Raw genomic sequence first — 20192 nt, forward strand, 5'->3', positions numbered from 1 at the left:
TCTGGACCATCTCAATTTCATCACTCTGTTATATCGGCCAAATGTTACACGCCCTATGCTTTTGTTGGCATGATCTCGTTGTATGTGCTCTAATGCGAAAGCAGTAAACGAACCTGGTTTTTTAGGGTTATCTTCCTTCGTTGGATTAACTAAATCAAAATCGATTAATCGAAATGGGCGGTTATGAGTACCCGAAAATGTAAGCTCAAAACGTTCTAATTCATCGATCTTGTTACGTATTAGGCGATTTAACTCAGGCCGTTTCTTGACTTCCTTTGTTCGTTCATCCCATTCATTAGGGCTTAGATGAATGCCTGTTTTAAGGTATCGACGTTTCCCGTTTTGATAAGCTTCGATAAGAACAGAAGCTTTACCATTACGATCTAATTGTTTGCGTCGATTGTACACAGCCTTATAGCTTACTTTTACAATTGTCATTGTGCTGTAGTGTTAAATACGACACAAACCTACATTCCCTTATTGTGGCAACGTCCTGTATCAAAATTGTATCACACGGGACGAATAAGATAGGATTATTGCGGACTATAACGTACTAATCAAATAATCCTTAACAGATTGATTATAAGTAAAAAAGCCTTACAAATCAGAGAATTGCAAGGCTTTGAAATTGTACTATCTGTGCTCCCGAAGGGATTCGAACCCCTATCGATGGTACCGGAAACCATAATTCTATCCATTGAACTACGGGAGCGATCAACCCAAATTTGGGAGTGCAAATATAGCAGATTGTTGTTAAAAGATGCAAGAGAAATACAGATACTTAGCCCTTCTCGTCAATATCCCCGATTTTTTTTGCCCGTTTAGGGAGATGGTCAGCTAACTGCTGAAAGTTTTTGATGGGTGGGCGTGGTTTTTCGGCTTCACCGATCAGAAAACCATATGGTTGTAGGGATTCGACGGCATCAAATACAACTTTTATAATAGCTGTCATTGGTAAGGCTAAAACCAATCCTGGAAATCCCCAGACATTTTCCCAAAGAATCAAAACGATAATAGCTGCTAAAGGATTGATACTGACCTTCGAACCTACAATGTAGGGTGTGATAAAGTTACCCTCCAGCGTTTGAACGAATAAGAAGACACCAATAACGCCCAGCGCCTTTAGCGGATTGTCTTGCGTAACGAGCGCATACGCAGCCGGAAGTAAGGAGCCTAATGAAATTCCGAAATAGGGTATCAGTACTAAGCAGGCGCCAAAAAAACCAAAGAAAATGGCGTAGTCAATGCCTAAGATTAGCAGACCGACGGTCATCAAGGTACCGATAATCAGGATCACCAACACTAGTCCCGCCAGATAGTCTTTCACTACGTTATAAATTCCTTCCATTACTGCATCGATCTTTGATCGGCGCGTACCGTGAAAAGCTTTATAGAAAAACGACCGGAAAAAATCGCGATAGAGTAGAAAAAAGAAAATAAATAAAAGCACCAGAAACACATCCGTTAACGTACTGGTAGTGGCCAATAATGTGGTGGTTAATATGCTACCTCCTGCCGATAACGCTTCATTAAGGTATTTGCGCACTTCGGCCACCTGACGCTGACGGTCGATATTCAAACGTTCGTCGGCATACGTTTGGAGTTGGTTTAGATACTCATTACCACGTTTAATCAATTGCGGAATAACTTCGGCAAAACTGCTGATCTGCATTGAAACAGCATATAGAATACCTACTATAACGGCTAACGTCAGGATCAAACAAAGTATAACGGCTAGTATACGTGGCACCCGCCAGTTCTCAAGTCGTCGTGCTAATGGAAAAAGTAAAACCGAGAAAAGTATGGCAAAAACTAATGGGATCAGTATTCCTTCCAGGGCGTGAAGGCCGTAGACGATAATGACTATTGAAAGCAGTACGCAGGTTATTTTAGCGTATGATGGAAGCTTGACTTCCCGGGCACGAGTATCCATAATGCAGGATAAACACTATTTACGGCTCAATCGTTATGATCATTCTTAATTTACTTAATAATAATACTCAATTTCGCAGGTTTGATAGTAATTAGATTAACGTAACAGCCTATATACCAGATGATAGCTAAGGCTGGAATCGCTTGATTGACTGTTAAATTTTTGTTAAGTATGCATTCTTTAGGCGTAACGTTAGGGATAAGCCGCGTAACTTCGAGCGGCCTAACAGAAAATCAGGCTGTTTCACCAACTTTGCTTCTCATGAGTGCTGCTAAAGCTGCTCAACCACTACATCGCATCTTAGTCGTCGACGACGACGCCGACATTGTCGAGATGCTTGAGTACAATCTTACAAAAGAAGGGTATGATGTTCGTACGGCTACCGATGGCCGTAAAGCCGTTGAAATCGCCCGTTCCTATCTGCCTGAGCTGGTTATGCTCGATATTATGATGCCCCATATGGATGGCATTGAGGCTGGTCGGCAACTGCGCGATATTCCGGAATTAAGACAAACATACATTCTTTATCTGACGGCGCGTTCAGAAGAATATTCTGAAGTGGCGGCTTTTGATGTTGGGGCTGATGATTACATCACCAAACCGATAAAGCCACGCGCTCTGATGAGTCGTATCAATGCGCTGTTTCGTCGGGAAGCTCAAAAAGCCGATCCGGGTGAACAGATAAACATCGTTGATCTGACTATTAATCGGAAAAACTATTCGGTTACTCAGGACGATAAGTCGGTAATCTTGCCGAAAAAGGAATTCGAACTTTTGTTCTTTCTGGCCCAACACCCCAACAAGGTGTTTAGCCGTGAGGAACTGCTCCAGAAAATATGGGGCGCTGATATCTATGTACTTGAACGTACCGTAGACGTTCATATCCGTAAGCTCCGCGAAAAAATTGGCGATACACATATACGAACACTCAAAGGCGTTGGGTATATGTTCACCGACCAGCCAGAATAGTGAATGAAGAGCGGAAGAGCGAATGGCTAATCATATTTACTCTTTCGCTCTTTTTATCTTTGTCTCATGTCGCTTAGTCCCCGTTTTATTGCTCTATTGCTGGCTTCGCTGATTTCAGCGCTGACATTGGCGTTTCTGACGTTTGTGGAGGGCGTAACCAGCAATATGCTTTTTGTGGTGGGGGTTTCGTCGTTCGTTATCTCGTTTTTTCTGGTCTTATACGCTATTGAACTGCTTGTTTTTCGGGAAGTCAATAAGATGTATAAAACAATTCATCAGCTGAAAATTCGTGATTTTGCCATATCGCGCAAAACGATCATCAAGAATACCAATCCATTCAAAAAGCTGAATGACGAGATATTTGTCTACGTAGCCAAAAAACAGAAAGAGATCGATGAGCTGAAACGATTGGAACAGTTTCGTCGTGAGTTTCTGGCCGACGTATCGCACGAATTGAAAACCCCGATTTTTGCCGCTCAGGGCTTTATTCACACGCTCATTGACGGCGCTATTGATGACGAGCACGTTAGAGATAAGTTTTTATCTAAAGCAGCTAAAAGCCTTGATGGACTCGATGCGCTGGTAAAGGATCTGGTCGCTTTGTCGCAACTGGAAACAGGTGAAGTTAAGATGAGTTTTGAACGGGTTGATCTGGCTCAGGTTGTTCATGAAATATTCGAGCAACTGGAAAAAATAGCCTCAGCTAAACGTACGTTTCTCAAACTTCGGGTCGATAGGCCTGGTCCTATTTGGGTGAAGGCCGATTTACAACGTATTAATCAGGTTATGACCAATCTGATTGAGAACGCTATCAAATATGGTAATGAGAACGGCAAAGTTTTAGTGAGCCTTGAAGAGGATAAAAAACATGTTCTCGTTGCGGTGAAAGACGATGGCCCTGGCATTCCGCCGGAACATTTGAGCCGAATTTTTGAACGATTTTATCGGGTAGAGAAAAGTCGTTCGAAAGATCGAGGAGGTACGGGCCTGGGGTTGGCTATTGTTAAACACATCCTCAATGCTCATAAAGCCAAAATTACGGTTATGAGCAAAATCGATAAAGGCACTACGTTCCGGTTCAAACTCGAACGAATGGAGGAGCTTAAATTAGCCGCTTCAAAACAAAATGTGCAATGATAATTTCTCCGTTTCGACGCACTAGCAACGATACCTCTTTCCCTTCTCCTTTCTGGAGTGTTTTGTAAATGTCGCTGATTGTTAGGCTATTGACGGCATTATTGTTGATAAACATCAGCTCATCGCCTTCCTGCAAGCCAGCCAGAGCTGCTGGAGAACCATCGATTACCTTAGCCACGTAGTAATTTTTAAAGTGTTCGCCTTTGGCGCGAAGCTCCATGCCGCTCATGTCATGCTCAAATGTTTCGCGCATCAGTCGCTTCACTGGTTTCATGACAATGTATTGCTCAGGATAATTAAACGTTACGTTAAAACGACGTAGCAGTTCACAGCCAACATTCCCTTGCCGTTCTGGCATGTCGATTAGCTTCATACCAAACGCGGCACTATCAGGAAACGAGGCCAGAATATTATCCATTTCGTAGCGGCCAAAACGTATTTTCTGAATGCGGCCAAGGCTACCGTTGATGACGCCATTCAGCCCACGCCCCAGTTGGGCCCGGACAACTTTAGCCGGAAGCGGCATGGCCGTTGTGCTGCGTGAACGATCAAGCAGGAGAGCATGGCCAGCGCCCGTATCTAAAACGACACGTAGTGGTGTCGATTTTTCACCGTCAAACACAGATATAGCATCGGTATATGCTTTGGTGTCCTGAATTGTTATGGGGTATCGGTCGCCTTTACGCTTTTTGTAGCGATACTTTTTCGGTTGCATAATCAGAATTTCCCGGCGCTGGAAATCAATGTTGACAACGAAGTTGGCGAATATTTCGTAGCCGAAAATACCGTGAACGGGTGTACCTACAAACTCCGACAATTTCAAGATGTCTTCATCCAGTAAAACCAAATTATGATGAGATGCCCGCAACCCACCCATGCTCATGTGGTTATTAATAGCAATCGAAGCCGTTAGATTGTTACCTTCTCCGGCTCCATTTAGTTTTACTTTGCGGGCTAGGGTAAGCGGTTGCTTCTTAAAAACGCTGGGGTCTGTAATGATGGTGTTGCTGACGCCAGTATCCAGAATAAACTGTAGGGTGTCCGAATCGTTGATCCGTACGGGCACAATAATCAGATTGGAGTGGAGCTGAAACGGAATTCGTGTCCAGGTTCGGTTTGCAGCTATAAAAAAGCCGTATCGGTCCCGGTCAGGCGTGCGCTGGTGGTGATCATCACCCCAGGCAACCAAACAGGCGCAAAGCATTCCGATTGCCAAAACCACCGCTTTCATGTAGATGTGTTTATAACATTGAAATTACGTATTTTTTGCTTGAATAACACAAAAAATAAGACAACAGTTTATCGAGTTAACAAACGGTCATTTATTTATTCCGGAGTATTGGTAAAATTTAAGCTTTGATCGAATGAAGCGTTCGGCGGAAAGCCCTAATTTCGCCGTGATTTATGAACATTGTCTGTGTTCTATTAATTCATAACGCTTGATTATTAGCACATTATTTATCGAATTATGCGTAAGAAGATTGTTGCTGGCAACTGGAAAATGAATAAGACTTCTGAAGAAGCACAAGCCTTGCTTTCAGAAGTTGTCAATATGGTTAACGATGAGATTACGGGCGATGTTGAGGTCGTTCTTTGTCCTCCTTCTATCTATCTGTCGGCTTTCCGTCAGTATGTTCCCGTAGGAGGCAAAATTTCTATTGGCGCACAAAACTGTCACGAAAAAGCGTCGGGTGCTTATACGGGTGAAATCTCGGCGCCAATGATCCAGTCAATAGGCGTTGATTACGTTATTCTTGGTCATAGCGAACGGCGGCAATACTTTGGCGAAACAAATGCACAACTTGCTGAGAAAGTAAACATTGCCCTTGACAATGGTCTGAAGCCAATCTTCTGCTGTGGCGAATCGCGCGATTTGCGCGAGAATGGTGATTACATTGGTTTCGTAAAAGATCAGATCACCGAGAGTTTGTTCCATTTATCGGCAGAATCGTTCGCTAATGTTGTTATTGCGTATGAACCAATCTGGGCTATCGGAACTGGTCTGACAGCTTCGTCGGCACAGGCTCAGGATATGCATTTTGAGTTACGCCAGCACATTGCCAGTCAATATGGCGACGTAGTAGCGCAGGACACTACGATTCTGTATGGTGGTAGCGCGAATGAGAAAAATGCCGCTGAGTTATTTGCCCAGCCAGACGTAGACGGTGGACTAATCGGTGGCGCTTCGTTGAAGTCCCGGGAGTTTACGAACGTTATCAAAGCCCGGCAGTAGTGTGTCGATATGATAAAATAACAGAAGGTCGGCTGTCAAACGGCCGACCTTCTCTATGAATACCATTGATTGTGAAAGACGCAGCTTATTACGTTCAGGCTCTAAACATGCAGCCTCACCCAGAAGGAGGGTATTTTGTCGAAACATATCGTTCCACAGAACATATCGCTCATTCGGCTCTGCCGAATCGCTTTAGCGGGGATCGGGTGTTTGGAACGGCGATTTATTTTCTGTTAGAGAGCCATCATATTTCAGCATTACACCGGATTCAGGCCGATGAACTATGGCATTTCTATACCGGCGGGCCGCTAGACGTTTTTGTTATAACGCAGGAGGGTGAGCTGACGATAATAAAACTCGGTAATAACCCTGATAGGGGAGAAGTATTTCAGGCTGTTGTGCCAGCGGGGTGCTGGTTTGGGTCCAAGCCTGCCCAAGGCAGTTCGTTTTCGCTAGTTGGCTGTACGGTTGCTCCGGGTTTTGATTTTGCTGATTTTGAAATGGCCGATCGTGATACGCTTCTCCGACAATACCCACAGCATAAAACTATTATCGAAACTTTGTCTGAACCGCCGGGCCGCCCGGCGGTTCAGGCTATTTAAAGTTGACGTTACCAAACTTGGATACCACTCGTACTTTGGTACCTGAGCCGCTGCCAATTTTACCAACGTATTGTTTCGTCAGGCGGGGACCGCTACTGCTTTTCTCTTCGGGCTGGCTCGTAAAATGAAGCGATTGAGCCGATGAATAGTTGAAACTACCATAGCTAACCGTTACGTCGAAATCGCAGTTGTTGCTTCCCTCAAGCGGTAAGGCAACGGAGGAGTAGTTGGCCTGAATATCGACGTTATCGACGTTTTTAGTTAACTGATCGATTCGGAAACCGCCTGAAAAGTCGAGCTTGATTTTTCCCGATTCATGCAACGTACCAATTTTAGCACCTGAGTAATTGATGTCAGCTTCTAGTTTGCCAACATCGCCAATGTTCATCTTACCAAATTTATTACTGAGCAAAAGGACATTGGCACGTTCCAGCTCAAGACTGGCGTAGGCGATATCCAGTTTACCACGATCGATCGTTCGGATGTCGGCTTTACCATAAGCTACGTCAATATCATTCTGACGACCAGAAAGCTGCCCCGCGCTGAAGTTGCCATAACGGGAATGAACGTTCAACGGCGCATGAAATTCGGGTATGTCGGTATTGCCAAACTTATTTCGAAGCGTTAGTGCATTCTGTTTTGGCATCATTACGTCGTAATTGATTTTTACGTAGTTACGGTCGTTGTTACTTTTCCAACTATTTATACCCCAGTTAGAAAGGTTGTTCATGCTAAAATTAGTACGTACCGTAATCTGATTACCTGAACGTTTTTCTTCAATCGAAACAGCGTCCAGAAAACGTTGTACGCGTTCGTCGGAGTCGGAGTTCGCTACGATGGTGATCTGAACCCGGATTTCACTTTTATCCCAGAGGCCAACGCTTACTTTACCATATTGGTTATCAACAACAAGGTTGTCTTTAGGGTCAACATCAAACAATTTGATAATCGTTTTCTTCCGTTCAATCGCACTCGACTCGATTGGGTCCTTGGCCCACGTTAACAGCGGGACGAGGCAAAGCAGTATACTACACAGGGTTCTCATTAGTTTGCTGTTTAATGCGCTGAATAACACGCAACTGTTCGTTAAGCAGGTTGATTTGAAGTTGCAAGTTTTGAATCATCGCCTGAATCAACATCTCCTGATTGGGATTCCGGGGTAAGTCGGATTTCAATGACTGATACGAATGTTCGAGCCGGTTTAAATCCGTAGCAAATTCCTGATACAGAGCCGGATTGTCTTCAGTCATTTGCTTTAATTCACTACGTTTCTCGTCGATCAGCCGGGTGTATTGCACTACTTCCTTAGCGTAGCTGGGGGCTGCTGCCACAATTTCGGGCTGTTGCGTAACGCCATACTGGTGATTCATATAGAAAAAGCCACCAGCCAGGATCAATAGCGCAACGGAAGCCGCTACTCGCCAGTCCAGATTAGGCCAGCCGATTTGCCGGCCGCCAGTTTTGGACGAATGTTTGTGTACTTCTTTAAACGGTGAGCCATTTACTGGCCTGTAGTCATCAGCTAGACTTGATTCGCCGAAACCTGACTGGGTTGCGGCCGAATCAGGGTGCTGCTTAGCCAGTCCTGCTTCTAATTTCTGCCACAAATCAACGGGGGGCTCCTTGTCGTCAAAGGCCTCGCGATTGTCGCGGATAAAGCGTTCTAAATTATCTTTTCTCATCATTGGTTTTGTTGTTACAAAAGTTCTAACAACCGTTTTTTACCACGTAAATACTGGGTTCTGGATGTTGTCTCGCTAATACTTAATATGTTCCCTATCTCCTCATGATCATACCCCTCAAATAAATACAGCGACAAGACTACCCGGTATCCTTCAGGCAAAAGCTGCATGGCTCGTTTTACGCGTTCTACTTCAAGCTGTGTTCCATCTTCATCATAAGGCTCTGTATCGGCCAAATCAGGGCCATCGTCTTCACCAAATCGATTCGACTCCAGATCAACTAATTCGAGACGACGACTGCGCAAATGATTAATAGCCCGGTTTACGACAATTTGTTTTAGCCACGCCCCAAACGTGCTTTGGCCCCGAAATGAACCAATGTGGCTAAAAGCGTCCATAAAAGCTTCCTGCAATACGTCTTCAGCCTCGGCTTCGTGGTTCAGAATACGAAGACACACGTTATACATTGCTTTAACGTATTGCTGATAAAGCTCATACTGCGCCCGTCGCTCGCCCTGTTGGCAGCGTTTGACCAGGTCAGCATGGCGGTCCGGGTATGTTTTTCGTTCCAACAGCTCCAGCGTATTGTGTTGTTTAGGTTGTAATCGATAGAAAGACAGACGAAAACGACGGATGTTGCACGTGCTTCTAAAAAAATATGCATCTACAGTAAATAGATGCGCTGAATTCTACAATAATTTCGATTACAGGCCCGTTTTCTAAGGCTAATATGGTCAAAAAGACGTACTAAGGCCAGGTTTTATGTAAAACCTGGCCTTAGTACGTCTTTTTATTTTTTTGTTGCCTTGTTGCTATTCGTTGCGTTTGATGGAGAGCCAGTTAGTTCAGTTATGAGCCGGTCCGCTTTATAAATATAGCGCATAGCGGCAATGATACCACCCGTATGAACCGAAATCGTGCGGTTGGCATCAGGAACAAAAATAAACTCGCCGGGCAGGCTCTCCATGTTTCCATCAAAAGCCAGCCCAACGGCTTCGCGGTTTTTGTTGATCATTGGACTTCCCGAGTTTCCTCCGATGATATCATTGGTAGAAATAAAGCACATGGGTTGCTTTAACAGGTCGGCCGGTGGGTTTTTCCATCGAGCGGGCAAGTTCCAGGGAGCCTTGTCGGCAAATGAATAGTTCCGGTCATAAAGTCCCGCAAACGTAGTGATGATGGGCGCTTTGGTGCCGTTATAATCATAGCTTTTTACAACCCCGTCGTTGATACGTAGCGAGAACGTAGCGTCGGGCGGAACAGCCGGGCCATATACATCGTACAGCATTCGGCCTAGCTGACCACGTAACACCTCCTGACGTTGGGAGAGTTGTCGGGCTTGTCGGGCTGCCGTTACGTAGCGCGGAAATCCAATACGGGCTAAAACAAGGAGCGGGTCGTCGGACGATGTAATGGCTCCAGGGCGGGTCGTTAGCTCTTTGATGAATGCAGGATCGTTCAGCCTGGTTTTTCTGATCAGATAAGCAGCGGCTTGTTTGGGAGTTTGAAGCTTACCATCGGTACCCAACAAGGCTGTTTTTACGTATGGATCGTCGTTTCCCAAACCGATCTGGGCTTCTGCCAGATGAGCTGCCAGATAGCCTTCTTCCAGTTGCATACTTTTAATGGCGGGCGACACAACAAGGGAGCGGGCGCTTTCGGCATCTTGTGGTCGAGTGCTTATCAGTTGGCCGAATTGCGTAACAATATTAGCAAAGGTCAATAATTCGCCCATTGTTCGCTCACTTGGCCCCAGATAGTTGGCGTCTCTGAAAAGGCTTCGCAATTGAGCGGTGTTTGTCGCGATCTCGTCCCAGGTTTTTAGTTGATCGGCTGAAAGTTTTTTGGTTTTTGCTGCTGCCTGAAACTGCTGTTCGAAGTTGGCTTTACGAGCCAGTAAACTAGCATCGCGTAATCCCGCGAGCTGACCGCTATAGGCTTTGATACTGTTTTGGTAGCTAAAAATCTCATTCAGCACACTGTCACTCTTAGCTGTTGCATTGTACGATTGCAGCACGGCGACGCGATTACGTAGCATCTGAATCATGGCTGGAATTTGCTGATCACGGTCGAATTCCAGCTCCGCTACCGTTTTCAGCCGTTCCGTATGACCTGGATTACCAATCACAAAAATTGGTTCGCCATCGCGGATTCCATTCGGGTTAAATTTGAAAAAATGAGCTGTTTGTAACGGTTTGCCGTTATCGTAAACCCGGAAAAAAGAACAATCGAGTGCGTAACGAGGATAGGTGAAGTTGTCGTAGTCACCACCGAAAAAGCCAAGCTGAAGCTCCGGCATAAAGACGAGTCGTACGTCGGTGTACCGCTTAAAACCGTAAATAGAATAGCGGCCACCATCGTAGAACGTAATGGTCTGTAATTCCAGGCCCTGCCAGCCTTGTTTGGTACTATATTCCTGCTTTATGGTCGTAAACGCCTGTTCACGAGCCTGCAACTGCGCCTGCTCAGAGCCTACGCCATTCATGGCTTCCTGAACTCGTTGCGTAATGTCTTCGATTTTTACCAGCTGATCAACGAACAAGCCGTCTACCTTGCGCTCTTCTGCCTGGGTTTTGGCAAAGAAGCCGGTGGCGTTGAGGTCTTCGCCTTTGCGGGTTACACCCGTTCCCGACTCACGGGCGCAATGGTGGTTTGTCATTACCAACCCATTGGACGACACAAACGAAGCGGAACAATAATCCGCGAAACGTAGCGATGCCAAGCGGGCTTCATCGAACCATTTTTCGTCAGGCTTGAAATTATAGGTTTGACTGAAAAACTCTTTTGGTGGCTGATCAAAGGTCCACATCTTTCCCAAATCCAGCGGACCGCCTTTGGCGCTATCCGACTGATTTGATGCATTAATTTGGGCATATATAGGTGTAGCGAGTGTAACAAATAACACCCCTACACGTAGAGTAGAACGGAGCTTAAAACGGTACATTCGGAGAGTTTGAAAGTGCTGTTACTCAATAAAACGTCAATTTAGGCCAAACGTTTTATCCTCTCCTGTTAACTACAGTGCATTTTTTGATCGTATCAGAATTAGTAGAAGAGTTGTTTAGACCAGAACATGGGGTTTTACAGGGTGCTACGTCTGATAAACTCTGGCTAGAATTGGTCTGCTGCCTGAATGGGCAAAACCTGTTTACTTCTATTAAAAATAGCGATGATACGTAGCACGGTGAAAGCGTACTACGTATCATTTAAAAGAACCGACGGGCTTTATTCATTCTTTACCATCATTTCATGCCCCACTTTATCGTCTTTCCGAATGAATGGGCGGATGATGATTCGAGTACCTCGTTGATAGGTAAACAGTCGGTACATCCAGTTACTGAACACGATCAGTTTGCTCCGAAAGCCGACCAGATACCAGATATGAACGAAAAGCCACGCCATCCAGGCTATAAAGCCTCCCAGATGAACGTTACCGGGCAGATCGGCTACGGCACGGCTACGACCGACAATGGCCAACGACCCTTTATCGAAATAGTCGAATGGCTCTGTCGGTTCATTGCGCATGAGTTTACGGAGATTCCTGGCCAGATGAACACCTTGTTGAATAGCCGGTTGAGCAACGCCAGGGTGCCCCTTTGGATACTTTTCCAGCTTCATAAAGGCAATATCGCCAATGGCAAAGACATCGGTTAAGCCTTGCACACGGTTGATCGGGTCTACCAGAATCCGGCCTTTTTCTATCGATTCGGCAGGCAGACCATCCAACAGCGCGCCAGTTACGCCAGCGCCCCAAACCAAGGTTTGCGTTCTGATTTGCTCACCTCCTTTGAACGTAACGGTTTCTCCGTCGTAGGATTCGACCAACGTATTGAGCTTGATAATAACACCAAGGTCTTCCAGGTAACGTTGTGCTTTCTGGCCTGCTTCGTCCGACATAGGTGGTAGTACCTTTCCGAGACCCTCTACGATGTAGATTTTCATCTGGGTGAAATCCAGGCCTGGGTAATCGTTCGGTAATACGTGCTTACGCATTTCGGCTAGCGACCCGGCCATTTCTACACCGGTTGGGCCTGCTCCCGCAATGACAAACGTTAACAGACTCTGGCGTTCGGCCGGATCGGTGGTAACGCTAGCCTGCTCAAAGCATTGCAGAAATTGACTGCGAACGTTAAGTGCTTCGGGAATGGTTTTGAGCGGGAAGGCGTACTTCTGGATTTGTTCATTACCGAAAAAGTTGGTTTTTGAGCCTGTAGCAATGACCAGATAATCGTAGTGAAGGTCGCCAATCATCGTTGACACCGTTTTGGTGGCAGGGTCAATGTGGTTGACCCGGACCATCCGATAATGAAAGTCGGTATGCCCGTCAAACATTTTGCGGAATGGCTCGGCAATGGCATCGGGTTCTAAGCCTGCGGTGGCTACCTGATAGAGTAGGGGCCAAAATCCGTTGTAGTTTTGTTTATCGAATAAAACGACCTGAACGTTAGCATCGCGGAGATGCTTGGCCAGATTCATACCACCAAAACCACCGCCGATGATAACGACGCGAGGTTTGGTAGTTTCGGGTATATTGAGCGAAAGTTTATCGAACTGAAGCATGGTCTGTTATGAAGTTTTTAACTGCAAAGACACCAGTGGTTGTATTACCTTGTAATCAGGTGTTTTGTTTAGTCAGCTCTACCTGTATAACAAAATATGTAGACTATTAATTTACAGGCCCGATATACGATTTCCTGTTGACGAAGGGTTAATTAGAAAACCTCTTTGATCACGATTCAAACCAACGTTATTCGTTCTGCTTTCAGTTTAAATCGGTTTGTTTCTTCTCTATTTTACATGCGATTAAAGCTATACTTTTCCCTTCTCTTGTTGCTTATCGGATACCGTTTGCAGGCACAGCGACAGGCTAATCGTGTTACGATCAGCGGTTACGTGCGCGAAACCGGCAGTCAGGAAGCCTTAATTGGGGTTAATGTGTATGTTCCGGGGACGTCTACCGGCACTACAACCAATACATACGGCTTTTATTCGATTTCCTTACCTGAGCAGGATAGCATACGATTGGCCTATTCGTTTGTGGGCTACGCGACCGTCGAGATCAGTAGTCAGCTACGTCAGGATCAGACACGTAACGTAGTACTAACGCCCGGCAATCTGTTGGAAGAAGTAGCTATTAAAGCAAGTGCAAAAGGCGAAAAAGTGAGCGAAAGTGTTCAGATGAGCACCATCGACATACCCATTCGTCAGATTAAGAAGGTGCCAGCTTTTTTGGGGGAAAAAGACGTATTGAAAGTTCTTCAACTGATGCCGGGTATTCAGAAAGGGTCTGAAGGACAGACGGGGATTTATGTGCGGGGTGGTGGTCCTGACCAGAACCTAATTATCCTGGACGATGCCGTCGTGTATAACGCCAGCCATTTATTCGGGTTTTTCTCGGTCTTCAATGGCGATGCCATTAAAAGTGTCGAGCTTATCAAAGGCGGATTTCCGGCCCGGTTTGGTGGTCGGCTTTCGTCCGTTATTGAGATGAACCTGAAAGATGGTAACCGGGAGAAATTGCATGGCGAAGGGGGAATTGGTCTGATTGCATCGCGACTCACTTTGGAAGGGCCTCTAACAAAAAATCGCAAGAGTTCTTTTCTGATCTCGGGCCGACGGACGTATCTGGATATTCTGGCGGCTCCGCTCGTCAATGCCGAAACGCGGGGGCAGAGCCAAATCGGGTACTATTTCTACGACCTGAATGCCAAGGCAAACTATGACCTTGGCGAAAAAGATAAGGTATATCTAAGCGGCTATTTTGGGCGAGATAAATTTCATGCTCGTGATAAGACTAATGATACGGATACGGATCTAAGCTGGGGAAATGCAACCGCTACGTTACGTTGGAATCACTTGTTCAGTCAGAAACTGTTTTCAAATCTGTCGCTGATTTTCAGTAACTATAAGTTTCAGATTGGCTCGGCAGAACGGGGAACGACCGATAATCAACTCTATTCGCTTCAGTACAATTCGGGCATACGCGATGTGTCGGTAAAGTATGATGTCGATTACTATCCGGCTCCCGATCATTCGGTCCGCGTTGGCGTTCAGAGTACGTACCATCGGTTTACGCCCAGCGCTGTTGTGCTTCAAAACGCAGCTATCAACCAGTACCGGAGTACCGTGAGCAATATAGATGTGCTTGAATCAGGTATTTATGCCGAAGACACCTGGCGGCCATCCAGTCGGCTACGACTAAATGGGGGAGTCCGGGTAAGTCTTTTTCAGCAAAAGGAAATCAGCTACGTAAGGCCAGAACCTCGTTTATCGGTGGCTTATACGCTAAAACCCGACCTGTCTGTAAAAGCCTCGTATGCGCTTATGAATCAGTACATACATCTGCTCAGTAACACGGGTATTGGCCTGCCGACCGATTTATGGGTACCAACCACCGATCGGGTGAAGCCGCAGCAGTCAGAACAGGTAGCAGTTGGCATTGCCAAAGACTTCAACGGACAAAGCCTGTTTACGAACGGGTTGACCCTGACGGTGGAAGGCTATTACAAACGCATGAACAATATTATCAACTATAAGGAAGGAGCAAGCTTTTTACTTATCAACGATCCTACGTCGGCCAACAGCGTTCGATGGGAAGATAATATTACATCGGGCAAAGGCTGGTCGTATGGAGCGGAGTTTTTACTGCAAAAGAAAGTTGGCCGCTTTTCGGGTTGGGCAGGCTACACGCTCTCATGGACCCAATGGCAGTTTGCTGAATTGAACAACGGTCGTCCTTTCTACCCTCGCTACGACCGTCGGCACGACATTTCGCTGGTTGGTATTTACGAGCTAAACAAGCGTATTACGTTGTCGGCAACGTGGGTCTACGGCACTGGCAATGCGCTGACGGTCCCTGTATCCCGATACGATGTTTATCCGCCCGGCGGCAGTTTACTGTATGATCGTATTGGAGGGGTTGCCAGCTATTTTCAGAATAATCGTACTGTGGATAACTATGGTGCCGAGAAAAATAGCTTTCGAGCCGAAGCGTATCATCGATTCGATCTAAGTATTCAGTTTCATAAGCAAAAAAAACATCATGAACGAACCTGGGAGGTGAGCGTTTATAATCTCTACAACCGCCGGAATCCTTATTTCTACAAGCTGGAGCGGGATACCAACCAACCCGAACGGATTGGCCTTTTCCGTTACTCTGTTTTTCCGATCGTGCCCTCCGTAAGCTATAATTTTACCTTCTAAAGGCTGTTTTGTTATGAAGTTCGTGCTTTGTGCCTTGCTATCGTTGTTGCTAATGAGTTGCGGTAGCCTACGTAATGAAGTCAGTCCGGGTACGTTAATTGGCGAACGTGACCAGTTGGTGGTGACCTGTTATTTGTCGCCCCAGGATACGGTACTGGCTGTAAAGGTGACGCGTTCCCAGTCTGTTTTGGAAGATGAACTACAGACCGTCAGCAGTCGTAACGTAGTGGATGCAACCGTTACGTTGTCGGATGGAAGCCGGTCTGCGGTTTTGACTTATGATAATACTACGCGTCCGCAAAGCCTTCGGCCTTATTATAATATCAGAGCATCAGCAATGCCGATTATTGTTGGCCGAACCTACACATTAACTGTAGTGACTCCGCAGGGTGAGCGTGCTACCAGTACCTGTACAATTCCGGGAGCAGTCAACCTGACCGGCGTTACGTTCGATTCATTGCAATCGGGAAACAGCCAGCGTTACTTCGTACGGGCTCGCTGGCGGGATGAGGCCGGTCGACCGAATTATTACCAGACAACGGGCGTTTTTTGGTTTACAGCGGATTGCGCTACGTGCCCAAAAGACACGAGCAGCTTAACAACCAGTGACTTTGCGTATTTATCGTTCGATGATGATAATCGTGGTCTGTTTGTGGATACGGATCTGGATGGAACCGAGATGATTTCTGGTAGGGCCTATCTGAATGGATCGAATCTAAATCCTGGGTTACCATTTATGTACCGCTACCAGAAGGCAAGCGTAACAGTCAATCTGCTGAACGTAGAGCAGACCTATTATCAGTTTTGGTCGGCAGTGGTACGTCAGCGACGGGTACGTAACAATCCATTTGCTGAACCGGTCATCATACCCAGCAATATACAGGGCGGTTTAGGATGCTTTGCTGGCTATAATACTGCCAGCAAGAATTTGGTTTTAAGGTAAATTAACAGCCGGAGCATATCACAACGATGAACCTAACGTTAGGGTCTATAATGGTTACTTATAGACCCTTTTATGCATCTACTTCTTCCTATTTTTCTGTGTAGTCTGCTTATCAGCTATGATACGTTGGCACAAAATTCGCCTAATCGATTTACAATCAGTGGCTATGTTCGCGAAATGGGCAGCCAGGAAGCCTTGATTGGCGTCAACGTGTATCTGCCCGGTACGTCTACAGGAACTACGACTAACACATACGGTTTTTACTCGATCTCCTTACCGGAACAGGACAGCATACGACTGGCTTATTCATTTGTAGGCTACGAAAGTGTAATACGTACCGTTAGCTTGCGTAGAAACAGTAATCTAGACATGTTGCTTACCCCCGGCAGGGCTCTGTCGGAGGTAGAAGTAAAAGCCAGTCGAACGGAAGAAAAAGTGAGTGAGAGTCCGCAAATGAGTCGTATTGACGTACCTGTCGCTCAGATCAAGAAAATTCCTGCTTTTCTCGGCGAAAAGGACGTACTGAAAGTATTGCAACTCATGCCCGGCGTTCAGAAAGGTTCGGAAGGGCAGACGGGAATTTACGTTCGCGGTGGTGGCCCGGATCAGAACCTGATTATTCTGGACGAAGCCACTGTTTACAATGCCAATCACCTGTTTGGTTTCTTTTCGGTGTTTAATGGCGACGCCCTGAAAAGTGTTGAGCTAACCAAAGGAGGGTTTCCGGCTCGCTACGGTGGGCGGCTATCGTCGGTGATTGAGCTGAACATGAAAGATGGAAATCGGGAGAAACTTCATGGCGAAGGTGGGATTGGCCTGATTGCAAGTCGACTGACGCTCGAAGGCCCTTTTACGAAAAATAAAAGGGGAAGCTTTTTATTGTCGGGTCGACGGACGTATCTGGATGTGATAGCAGCGCCAATCATTGCCTCTGAAAGCAATGGAAGAACGAAAGCTGGTTATTATTTCTATGATTTTAACGCCAAAGCAAACTACGATTTTGGCCCAAAGAACAAAGTGTATCTGAGCGGCTATTTTGGCCGGGATCGTTTCTATGCACAAGAAAACGAAGCTGGCTCTGATGTAGGTATTGGCTGGGGAAACGCTACGGGTACGTTACGCTGGAACCATCTGTTCAACCAAAAACTGTTCTCAAATTTATCGCTCATTTACAGTAACTACGACTTTTCTATTTCATCGGACGATCGTAGTTCCGATACGCTCACTACGTCGTTACGTTACTCATCAGGAATCCGCGACCTGTCGGCCAAACTTGATTTCGATTACTACCTTACGCCACAACATTCGCTACGTTTCGGGACTCAGGCCGTTTTTCATCGGTTTACTCCCAGTGCCATAGTCGTGCAGAATAGTTTTATCAATGAATTCCGGCGCGATGTTGATGCCATTAATGCTGTTGAAGCGGGTGTTTACGCAGAAGACACGTGGCGGCCCAACGAACGGTGGCGGGTGAATGGAGGCTTACGGGTAAGCCTGTTTACACAAGGCTCAGCACGCTACGTCCGTCCCGAACCTCGTCTGTCTGCTTCGTATCAGCTGCGGCCCAGCTTGTCGGCGAAAGCATCCTATGCAACGATGAATCAGTACGTTCATCTGCTGTCAAACACGGGTATTGGTTTACCTACTGATTTATGGGTTCCTACTACTGATCGGATTGCACCACAACAATCGCGGCAGGTAGCCGTGGGGATTGCGAAAGATTTCTCGGACAACTTCGCACTGGGGAAAGGCTATGCGCTCACAGTGGAAGGGTATTATAAAACCATGCAGAACATTATCAACTACAAAGAAGGAGCTAGTTTTCTGCTTATCGATGATCCAACGTCAGCCGAGCGAGTTCGTTGGGAAGACAACGTAACGGCTGGAAAAGGGTGGAGCTACGGCGCTGAAGTTCTTTTCCAGCGTAAGACAGGGCGTTTATCGGGCTGGTTAGGGTATACGCTTTCCTGGACTCAATGGCAGTTTCCGGATCTTAATCAGGGCAAACCCTTCTTCCCTCGCTACGATCGTCGGCATGATATTTCAGTTGTGGGTATTTATGAACTCAGTAAACGTGTTACGTTGTCGGGAACGTGGGTCTATGGTACGGGGAATGCACTTACGGTACCTGTGGCAAATTATCGCGCCTATCAACATGCGCCTGGTCTGCAAACGATATATGGTTCAAATGGAGTTCCGTCTCTTATTGCTCCATTGTTCGATTATGGGCAGACTGCCAGCGATTACAGCCAGCAGAAGAATAGCTTTCGGGCGGAGGCTTACCATCGGTTTGATGTGGCTATTCAATTTCACAAACAGAAAAAACACCACGAACGGACGTGGGAAATCAGTCTTTACAATGCCTATAATCGTCGGAATCCTTTCTTTTATCAACTCCAGTCGGTCAGTCAGGGGCAAAATCAGCCAAGTCGTACGGCGCTATTCCGTTATTCAGTGTTTCCCGTTGTTCCTTCTATTAGCTACAATTTCAAATTCTGATGATGAAATTCAACACACTTTTATACATAGCCTGTATTTGTTTGCTGACTGGTTGTGGTAGTTTACGTCAGGAAGTGGAGCCGAAAGGAATTACACAGCAGCCTGAACGACTGGTTATAGCCTGTTTTATTTCTCCGCAGGATACCGTATTGGCTGCCCGTGTGTCTTTCTCCAGCCCTGTGCTCGGAACCAATGATGCCAATAATCCCGACATAACTAACGCCACCGTTACGTTGTCGGATGGTACCCGATCAATTGTTCTACGCCCAACAAGAGAGACTTCGTATAGCGGTTTTTCTACGATCTATAAGGCTAGCGCGAGTGAGTTGCCCATTGTGGTCAACAGAACATACACCTTAACGGCGAGTGTACCAGATGGTCGCCGGGTTTCCAGTACCTGTACAATTCCTGGTTCTGTTTACGTACAGCAAGTATTGATTGATACGGCTGTGGCTACTGAATATGGTGCTTCAAGAAAGAGTTATTATGCTCGGCTACGTTGGAACGATGTACCCGGCGAGCCTAATTTTTATCGGGTAGCAGGCACTAATGAATACGTCCGACGTTATGTCTTCCAGCCTTCTCCCAATGTTCCTATCCGAGATACAACTGTTTTTATGGCGGGTAGCTGGTCTCCGAATAACGGCTCGTTATTAACCGATGAAAATCGAGATGGACAAGAGATGATATCGTCTCGTATACGCCTGGCACCAAATGAATATACGTATTTTGAGGGATCCTGGAAGTCGACTCCTCCCTCTGGAAAGCTGGAGGCTTATCTGCTTAACGTTGACGAAAATTACTATCTATACCACGACGCGGTCGAGAAACAAAACCGAACCAGGGATAATCCATTTGCTGAGCCGGTTATTATACCCAGCAATATACAGAATGGATTAGGATGCTTTGCCGGGTATAATCGGACCGTCTTTACTATGTATATAAAATGAAGCGAGTCCGATTGGCATTGCCAATCGGACTCGTATTTTTT

The 20192-nt window shown here is 46.1% G+C and carries 16 protein-coding genes and 1 tRNA gene; 8 read left to right on the plus strand and 9 right to left on the minus strand.

Features of this window, described 5'->3' with window-relative positions; translation table 11 throughout:
• From GK108_RS23595 to GK108_RS23605, 3 genes are all read right to left on the minus strand, one after another.
• A partial coding sequence (locus GK108_RS23595; protein ID WP_246225124.1) for an Arm DNA-binding domain-containing protein occupies positions 1-438 on the minus strand: 438 nt, incomplete at its 3' end.
• Between the two features lie 202 nt (positions 439-640).
• A tRNA-Arg gene (locus GK108_RS23600) sits at positions 641-712 on the minus strand.
• Positions 713-781: 69 nt separating this feature from the next.
• Positions 782-1933: an AI-2E family transporter gene (locus GK108_RS23605; protein WP_163953821.1), complete on the minus strand. Its 1152-nt coding sequence runs from the start codon at positions 1931-1933 to the stop codon at positions 782-784.
• A 261-nt stretch (positions 1934-2194) separates the two neighbouring features.
• Here GK108_RS23605 and GK108_RS23610 point away from each other — a divergent pair, with 261 nt between their 5' ends.
• Positions 2195-2902, plus strand: a complete 708-nt coding sequence (locus GK108_RS23610; RefSeq protein WP_163953823.1) for a response regulator transcription factor — start codon at positions 2195-2197, stop codon at positions 2900-2902.
• A gap of 66 nt (positions 2903-2968) precedes the next feature.
• Positions 2969-4039 carry a sensor histidine kinase gene (locus GK108_RS23615; RefSeq protein WP_163953825.1) on the plus strand — a complete coding sequence of 357 codons (1071 nt, stop codon included), beginning with the start codon at positions 2969-2971 and terminating at the stop codon, positions 4037-4039.
• Here GK108_RS23615 and GK108_RS23620 read toward each other — a convergent pair.
• Positions 4005-5270, minus strand: coding sequence for an aspartyl protease family protein (locus GK108_RS23620; protein WP_163953827.1), 1266 nt, complete (start codon positions 5268-5270; stop codon positions 4005-4007). The genes GK108_RS23615 and GK108_RS23620 overlap by 35 nt on opposite strands.
• A 237-nt stretch (positions 5271-5507) precedes the next feature.
• On the opposite strand from GK108_RS23620, the gene tpiA reads away from it, so the two are divergent.
• On the plus strand, positions 5508-6272 hold the full coding sequence (gene tpiA / locus GK108_RS23625; RefSeq protein WP_163953830.1) for a triose-phosphate isomerase: 765 nt from the start codon (positions 5508-5510) through the stop codon (positions 6270-6272).
• Positions 6273-6343: 71 nt separating this feature from the next.
• The gene (locus GK108_RS23630) at positions 6344-6874 is read left to right on the plus strand and encodes a cupin domain-containing protein (RefSeq protein WP_163953831.1); all 531 of its coding nucleotides are present in this window, start codon (positions 6344-6346) and stop codon (positions 6872-6874) included.
• On the opposite strand, the gene GK108_RS23635 is transcribed toward GK108_RS23630, so the two are convergent.
• From GK108_RS23635 to GK108_RS23655, 5 genes are all read right to left on the minus strand, one after another.
• The gene (locus tag GK108_RS23635; RefSeq protein ID WP_163953833.1) at positions 6867-7919 is read right to left on the minus strand and encodes a DUF4097 family beta strand repeat-containing protein; all 1053 of its coding nucleotides are present in this window, start codon (positions 7917-7919) and stop codon (positions 6867-6869) included. The two genes, GK108_RS23630 and GK108_RS23635, sit on opposite strands and share 8 nt — an antisense overlap.
• Positions 7903-8556 (minus strand): hypothetical protein, encoded by a 654-nt coding sequence (locus tag GK108_RS23640; RefSeq protein ID WP_163954120.1) that lies wholly within the window; start codon positions 8554-8556, stop codon positions 7903-7905. Before GK108_RS23640 ends, GK108_RS23635 begins: the two co-directional genes overlap by 17 nt.
• A gap of 14 nt (positions 8557-8570) precedes the next feature.
• The gene (locus GK108_RS23645) at positions 8571-9128 is read right to left on the minus strand and encodes an RNA polymerase sigma factor (protein WP_163953835.1); all 558 of its coding nucleotides are present in this window, start codon (positions 9126-9128) and stop codon (positions 8571-8573) included.
• 218 nt (positions 9129-9346) lie between these two features.
• Positions 9347-11500: a S46 family peptidase gene (locus GK108_RS23650; protein ID WP_163953837.1), complete on the minus strand. Its 2154-nt coding sequence runs from the start codon at positions 11498-11500 to the stop codon at positions 9347-9349.
• A gap of 281 nt (positions 11501-11781) precedes the next feature.
• Entirely contained in the window at positions 11782-13116 is a 1335-nt protein-coding gene (locus tag GK108_RS23655) for an NAD(P)/FAD-dependent oxidoreductase (protein ID WP_163953839.1), read from the minus strand.
• A 237-nt stretch (positions 13117-13353) separates the two neighbouring features.
• On the opposite strand from GK108_RS23655, the gene GK108_RS23660 reads away from it, so the two are divergent.
• The 4 genes from GK108_RS23660 to GK108_RS23675 all read left to right on the plus strand — a co-directional run bounded on the left by GK108_RS23660 (position 13354) and on the right by GK108_RS23675 (position 20151).
• Positions 13354-15759 (plus strand): TonB-dependent receptor, encoded by a 2406-nt coding sequence (locus tag GK108_RS23660; protein ID WP_163953842.1) that lies wholly within the window; start codon positions 13354-13356, stop codon positions 15757-15759.
• 13 nt (positions 15760-15772) lie between these two features.
• The gene (locus GK108_RS23665) at positions 15773-16702 is read left to right on the plus strand and encodes a DUF4249 domain-containing protein (protein WP_163953844.1); all 930 of its coding nucleotides are present in this window, start codon (positions 15773-15775) and stop codon (positions 16700-16702) included.
• 72 nt (positions 16703-16774) lie between these two features.
• A complete protein-coding gene (locus GK108_RS23670) occupies positions 16775-19201 on the plus strand; it encodes a TonB-dependent receptor (RefSeq protein WP_163953847.1) in 2427 nt (808 codons plus the stop codon).
• The gene (locus GK108_RS23675; RefSeq protein ID WP_163953848.1) at positions 19201-20151 is read left to right on the plus strand and encodes a DUF4249 domain-containing protein; all 951 of its coding nucleotides are present in this window, start codon (positions 19201-19203) and stop codon (positions 20149-20151) included. The genes GK108_RS23670 and GK108_RS23675 overlap by 1 nt, the downstream gene beginning before the upstream one ends.
• Positions 20152-20192: the final 41 nt, after the last annotated feature.

This window comes from Spirosoma terrae (assembly GCF_010435915.1).
Taxonomy (GTDB): domain Bacteria; phylum Bacteroidota; class Bacteroidia; order Cytophagales; family Spirosomataceae; genus Spirosoma; species Spirosoma terrae.

What these genes read in the sequence shown, in the direction of transcription:
- GK108_RS23675 (WP_163953848.1), top strand. Translation starts at nt 19,201, where the DNA reads ATGATGAAATTCAACACACTTTTATACATAGCCTGTATTTGTTTGCTG.
- GK108_RS23605 (WP_163953821.1), bottom strand. Translation starts at nt 1,933, where the DNA reads ATGGATACTCGTGCCCGGGAAGTCAAGCTTCCATCATACGCTAAAATA.
- GK108_RS23610 (WP_163953823.1), top strand. Translation starts at nt 2,195, where the DNA reads ATGAGTGCTGCTAAAGCTGCTCAACCACTACATCGCATCTTAGTCGTC.
- GK108_RS23660 (WP_163953842.1), top strand. Translation starts at nt 13,354, where the DNA reads ATGCGATTAAAGCTATACTTTTCCCTTCTCTTGTTGCTTATCGGATAC.
- GK108_RS23650 (WP_163953837.1), bottom strand. Translation starts at nt 11,500, where the DNA reads ATGTACCGTTTTAAGCTCCGTTCTACTCTACGTGTAGGGGTGTTATTT.
- GK108_RS23615 (WP_163953825.1), top strand. Translation starts at nt 2,969, where the DNA reads ATGTCGCTTAGTCCCCGTTTTATTGCTCTATTGCTGGCTTCGCTGATT.
- GK108_RS23620 (WP_163953827.1), bottom strand. Translation starts at nt 5,270, where the DNA reads ATGAAAGCGGTGGTTTTGGCAATCGGAATGCTTTGCGCCTGTTTGGTT.
- GK108_RS23665 (WP_163953844.1), top strand. Translation starts at nt 15,773, where the DNA reads ATGAAGTTCGTGCTTTGTGCCTTGCTATCGTTGTTGCTAATGAGTTGC.
- GK108_RS23635 (WP_163953833.1), bottom strand. Translation starts at nt 7,919, where the DNA reads ATGAGAACCCTGTGTAGTATACTGCTTTGCCTCGTCCCGCTGTTAACG.
- GK108_RS23670 (WP_163953847.1), top strand. Translation starts at nt 16,775, where the DNA reads ATGCATCTACTTCTTCCTATTTTTCTGTGTAGTCTGCTTATCAGCTAT.
- tpiA (WP_163953830.1), top strand. Translation starts at nt 5,508, where the DNA reads ATGCGTAAGAAGATTGTTGCTGGCAACTGGAAAATGAATAAGACTTCT.
- GK108_RS23640 (WP_163954120.1), bottom strand. Translation starts at nt 8,556, where the DNA reads ATGAGAAAAGATAATTTAGAACGCTTTATCCGCGACAATCGCGAGGCC.
- GK108_RS23655 (WP_163953839.1), bottom strand. Translation starts at nt 13,116, where the DNA reads ATGCTTCAGTTCGATAAACTTTCGCTCAATATACCCGAAACTACCAAA.